4 protein-coding genes are annotated in these 5,542 nt (G+C 71.1%); 3 read left to right on the top strand and 1 reads right to left on the bottom strand.

Annotated features, from left to right (window positions below):
- A partial coding sequence (locus tag U9977_RS25280; protein ID WP_322751787.1) for a branched-chain amino acid ABC transporter ATP-binding protein/permease occupies positions 1-1,875 on the top strand: 1,875 nt, incomplete at its 5' end.
- A gap of 79 nt (positions 1,876-1,954) precedes the next feature.
- Here the strand turns inward: U9977_RS25280 and U9977_RS25275 are convergent.
- Positions 1,955-3,418, bottom strand: coding sequence for an aldehyde dehydrogenase family protein (locus U9977_RS25275; RefSeq protein ID WP_322751786.1), 1,464 nt, complete (start codon positions 3,416-3,418; stop codon positions 1,955-1,957).
- Positions 3,419-3,506: 88 nt separating this feature from the next.
- Between U9977_RS25275 and U9977_RS25270 the strand changes: the two genes are divergently transcribed.
- Together U9977_RS25270 and U9977_RS25265 are read left to right on the top strand one after the other, a co-directional pair.
- Complete coding sequence (locus U9977_RS25270; protein WP_322751785.1) at positions 3,507-4,751, top strand: CoA transferase; 1,245 nt, start codon at positions 3,507-3,509, stop codon at positions 4,749-4,751.
- Positions 4,752-4,821: 70 nt separating this feature from the next.
- A partial coding sequence (locus U9977_RS25265; RefSeq protein ID WP_322751784.1) for a MaoC family dehydratase occupies positions 4,822-5,542 on the top strand: 721 nt, incomplete at its 3' end.

Below are 5,542 nucleotides of genomic sequence, written 5' to 3'. Positions count from 1 at the left end.
GTCCGCGGGAGCACCGCTGACCGCCTGCCCGCGGTGGGCGCCGCGGTCCGCTCTCCCCTGTACGCGCTCGGGCTCGCCGCCGTCCTGGCCGTACTCGCGGCCACTGTCCTGCCGACCGACTGGAACGTGGCGCTGGTCAGCTCGATGTCCGCCGCCATGATCGCGCTGAGCGTCGTCGTCGTGACCGGGTACGCGGGGCAGCTGTCCCTCGCCCAGTTCGCGCTGGGCGGGGTGGGTGCCTTCGCCGCCGGGCGGCTGGTGTCCAACCACGGCTGGCCCTTCGAGGCGGCCGTGCCGCTGGGCGTCGCGACGGCGGTCGCGGTCGGCTTCGTCTTCGGCCTGCCCGCACTGCGCACCCGCGGCGTGAACCTCGCCGTCGTCACCCTCGGGCTCGGCTTCGCCTCCTGGTCGCTGCTGTTCAACAGCACCGACTTCACCGGGCGCAACCGCGGGACGCCCATCGCACCCCAGACCCTGCTCGGCATCCCGATCGACCCGGTGCTCCACCCTGGCAACTACGCGGCGTTGTGCGTGGTCTCGTTCGCGGTGGTCGCGGTGGCCGTGGCCAACCTCCGCCGCGGACGCAGCGGCCGGCGGCTGCTCGTGGTGCGCGCCAACGAACGGGCGGCGGCATCGCTGGGCATCTCGGTCATCCAGTCGAAGCTCTACGCGTTCAGCCTTGGCGCCGCGATAGCGGGGTTCGGTGGCATCCTCTACGCGTTCAGCTTCTCCGCCATCCAGTACACGACGCTGTTCGACCCCTTCACCTCGATCACGATCCTGACCCTCGCCGTCATCGGTGGTATCGGCTACGTCTCGGGGCCGCTCTACGGCTCGACGATCGCCGCCGCGGGCGTCGGAGCTCTCGTGCTCTCCAAGACGTTCGGCAGCGTCGAGGAGTACCTCCCGCTCGTCGGCGGCGTCCTGCTGCTCCTGCTGCTCCTGAGCGCGCCGGACGGGCTGGCGGGACGCAACATCGCCGTCGCTCGTCAGCTCCGGGACCGCGTCGTGACGTCGAGCAGGACGTCGAGCAGGACGTCGAGCAGGACGCCGATACCGCTGGGCGACCCGGGGGACGCAGGCACCGTCCCGGCCAGAGCACTGGAGATCCGCAACGTCACGGTTCGCTTCGGTGGGGTCGTCGCGCTCGACAACGTCGACCTCACGGTCCCACCGGCCACCGTGATCGGGATCCTCGGACCGAACGGCGCCGGCAAGACGACACTGATCGACGCGGTGACGGGCTACGCCCAGCCGGCCGCAGGATCGGTCTCCCTGGGCGGCCGCGACATCGGCACGCTCAGCCCGCACCTGCGCGCCCGGGAAGGACTGTGCCGCTCCTTCCAGTCCCTTGAGCTCTTCGACGACATGACCGTCCGGGAGAACCTGCTCGCGGCAGCTGACTCGCACGACCGGCTGGCCTGGTTGCTCGACCTCGTCCGTCCCGGCGACGACCAGCTGCCGGCGGGGGTGGCGCGGGCGGTCCGGGACATGGGGCTGGAAGACGTGCTCGACGTCAAGGCCGAGAGCCTGTCCTATGGTCAGCGCCGCTCGGTCGCGATCGCCCGCTCGCTGGCGACCGAACCGTCGGTGCTGCTCCTCGACGAACCGGCCGCCGGGCTCGACGAGGACGAGTCGCGCGCCCTCGGTGAGCTGCTGCGCCGGCTCGCCGACGAGCGCGGAATCGGCGTGCTGCTCATCGAGCACGACGTCGCCATGGTCATGCGCACCGCCGACCGGGTGCTCGTGCTCGAGTTCGGTCGTGAGATCGCCGAGGGAACCCCGAGCGAGATCAGGTCCGATCCCGTGGTGGCCGCGGCCTACCTCGGCACCCGGGCCTCCCACGAGACCACCTCGGCGGTCTCCCGCACCTGAACCCTGAGCTCCAACTCTGGTCGGCAGGCTCCAACCCTGGTGACCCGGGAACCCTGGTCACCAGGGTGGACCGACCTGGCTACAGCGCCATCCAGACGTTCTTCGGCCGCGTGAACTCCCGGATCGCGTGGATTCCGCCCAGTCGACCCTGGCCGCTCTGCTTCACGCCGCCGAAGGGCGCTCCCGGGGGGATGCCGAGGAAGCCGTTGACCCAGATGTTGCCCGCCTCGAGCGCCGCGCAGACGCGGTGGGCGCGGCGCAGGTCGTCGGTCTGGACGTAGGCGGCCAGCCCGTAGGGAGTCGCGTTGGCGATCGCCACGGCGTCCGCCTCCGTGTCGAAGGGCGTCACGGCGAGCACGGGACCGAAGACCTCGTTCTGCGCGATGAAGTCGGTCGGCGCGACGTCGGCGAGGACTGTCGGTCCGATGAACCACCCGTCGGCGAGATCGCCGCCGAGGCGCTCGCCGCCGGTGACCAGACGATTGCCCTCCTTCTGCGCGGTGGCCACCATCCCCAGGATCCGATCGGCGGCGCCCTCGCTGACCACCGGCCCCATGACCGACGTCGCCGCGCTCGGGTCCCCCACCGGGATCTGACCGAGGATCGCGGCCAGTGTTGCGAGGAACGCGTCGTGGATGCTGCGCTGCACCAGGATCCGGGTGCCGAGAATGCAGCCTTGGCCCGAGAGCAGGACCGCTCCCGTCATGGCCTGCTGCGCGGCCGCGACGAGGTCGGCATCCTCGAAGACGAGGTTCGCGGACTTGCCTCCGAGCTCGAGTCCCACCGGCTTGAGCGTCTCCAACGCCGAGGCGAGGATGCGCTTGGCCGTCTGACCGCCGCCAGTGAAGTGGATCTTGTCGACGTCGGGATGGCTGACCAGCGCCTCGCCACCGGCTGGTCCACCGGGCACCACGTTGATCACGCCGGGCGGGAAGCCGGCCTCCAGAAGCAGCTCTCCGATGCGCAGGCAGCCCCAGGGCGCGAGCTCCGACGGCTTGAGCACCACGCAGTTGCCCGCGGCCAGCGCGGGAGCCACGATCTGGCCGACGGAGATGACCGGCCCGTTCCACGGCACGATCACCCCGACGACGCCGTACGGCTCGTCGAGGGTGTAGTCCAGCGCCGGCACCGGCCACGTCCCGACGACCTCTCCACCGATCTTGTCGGCCCAGCCGGCGTTGTAGGTGAAGAGGTCCGCCGCGAGCAGCGGCGTGCTCGCGGCGATCATGGACGGCGTCCCGTTGTCGATCGTCGTGAGCTGCGCGATCGTCGCAGCCTCGCGACGGATGAGCCGGGCGGCCTCAAGCAGTAGGTCGCGGCGCCGGTCCAGCGGCGTGGCGCGCCAGCCGGGCAGCGCGGCGCGGGCCGCCCGCACCGCGGCGTCGACCTCACCCGCGCCGGCCATCGACACGCCGCGGGTCGGCTTCCCGGTGGCCGCGTACACGTGGGTGAACTCGCCTTCGCTGCTGTCTGACACCCGCCCGTCACCAATCAGCAGACCCGGGTTCGGCAGGACGGTGAGATCAGCGTCAAGGACAGTCATTGGCCAATTCTGGTGTGGCCTGCCCGCGATTGGGCGCATCCGCGGCGCAAACCGGGTTTGCGCGACACCGGACGGGTGGTGGGCAAGTGTGGGCGCAGTGAGTCGACTACTCGAAGGCGTCCGCGTCCTCGAATCCGCGATGCTGTTCAACGGCGACACCCTGGGCACCCTGCTCGCCGACCTCGGCGCCGACGTGATCAAGGTTGAGTCGCCCGGCACAGGGGACTACCTGCGCGGCTTCCTCGGCCAGATCACCCCGCAGCACAGCCCCGCGCACATCCAGGTCAACAAGAACAAACGCAGCATCACCCTCGACCTGCGCCGGGACGAGGGCCGCGCGCTCTTCTACGAGCTGCTGTCCACCGCGGACGTGTTCGTCGACGGCTTCGCCGGCGACGCCTGTACGAAGCTCGGGATCGGCTACGCCCAGCAGCGAGCGGCGAAGCCCGACATCGTCTACTGCCAGTACTCCGGCTACGGCAGCGAGGGCCCGCTGGCCAGCATGCCGACCCACGGGCAGATGACCAACGCGCTGGCCGGCGCGCTGCCGGTCGAGATGGGCCCGGACGGGCTCGTCCGCCGGGTGCAGACGCCCGACTACCTGGGGGGCACCACCAGCGGCGGCGAGGGCACGGCCGCCGGAGCGGTCCATGCCGCGTTCCACGTCGCCGCCGCCCTGTTCCAGCGCGAGCGGACCGGCGAGGGCTGCTTCCTCGACGCCGCCGCCAGCGACGCGGTCATCGCGCAGGCGTGGATCGCCGTCACCTACAACCTCAACCGGGACCGGGTCACCGACCACGCGACGATGCCGAGGACCGAAGAAGGCGACAGCGGGTCGGCGTTCTACCAGTTCTACGAGGCGCGCGACGGCCGGTTCCTGCTGTTCTGCGCCACCGAGCCCAAGTTCTGGCGCGGCTTCTGCCTGGCCGTCGACCGCGCCGACCTGATCGACAGGCTCGACACCGGCGGGCCCGTCGACTTCGGCTTCGGCCTCCTCGGTCTGCGCCGGGAGCTTCAGAAAATCTTCCACACCCGCGACGCCGACGAGTGGGTCGCCCTCGCTCTCACCCACCACGTGCCGCTGACCCGGGCCAACCGCCTGCGCGACCTGCTTGACGACCCGCATGTGCGCGCCCGCGGCATCCTCGTCGAGGGCGAGCACCCGCTGGCCGGGCCCTTCACCTACGTCGGCGAGGCCGTCCGCGTCCAGGGTCAGCCGTGGGAGCTGCGCCGGCCCGCCCCCACCCTCGGCCAGCACACCGACGAGCTGCTCGCGGAGATCGGGCACGGTCCGCAGGATGTCGCGGCGCTGCGCGCAGCGAAGATCGTCTGATGGCCCGCGTGAAAGTGCCCTTCCCGCCCGGGAGGGTCACGCGGGACCCGCACGTCGGGACACTCGAACCATGAGCGTGACGACCGACCAGCAGGCAGAGTTCGAGCGGGCCTCCTCCAGCGTCTTCGTCCAGGAGGACCTCGCGCAGGATCGGGCGGCGCTCGGGCGCCTCGTGGCGAGCAGGCAGCAGGAGTACCTGTCCACCGCGACCCCGGAGGCCATCCGCAACTTCGCCCACAGCTACGGCGACGACAATCCGCTGTTCTGCGACCCGGGTCACGGTGAGACGAGCCGGTGGGGCGGGCAGATCGCGCCACCGATCATGGCTGCGGTCCTCAACGCGCCGCTGCTGGGCGACCGGGACCCCTTGGCCAAGGGCGGCTCCTACCGGGGCATCCACGCCTTCGTCTCCGGCGGTACCTGGACCTGGTACCGGCCGGTGCGACCGGGTGACACCCTCTACAGCCTCTCCGGCCTGGAGTCGGTGGAGACCAAGCAGTCGGAGTTCGCCGGCAGCTCGGTCATCCGGGTCCTGCGCGACATCAAGGTCAACCAGCGCGCGGAGGTCGTCGGCGTCTACCGCACGCTCGTGATCTACACCGAGCGGAAGAAGGCGCGGGACAAGGGCAAGTACGCGGAGATCCCCGTGCCGAGCTGGGACGACGCGCAGCTCGCCGCCCTCGACGAGACCTACGCGGCCGAGACCCGCCAGGGGCGGGCCCGGCTTATGTGGGAGGACGTCGAGGTCGGCCAGGCCATGGGAGCCAAGGCCAAGGGCCCGCTGACCACGA

Source organism: Protofrankia sp. Cas8 (assembly GCF_963555845.1).
GTDB lineage: Bacteria > Actinomycetota > Actinomycetes > Frankiales > Frankiaceae > Protofrankia.
This window is presented reverse-complemented; position numbering and strand designations above follow the sequence as displayed.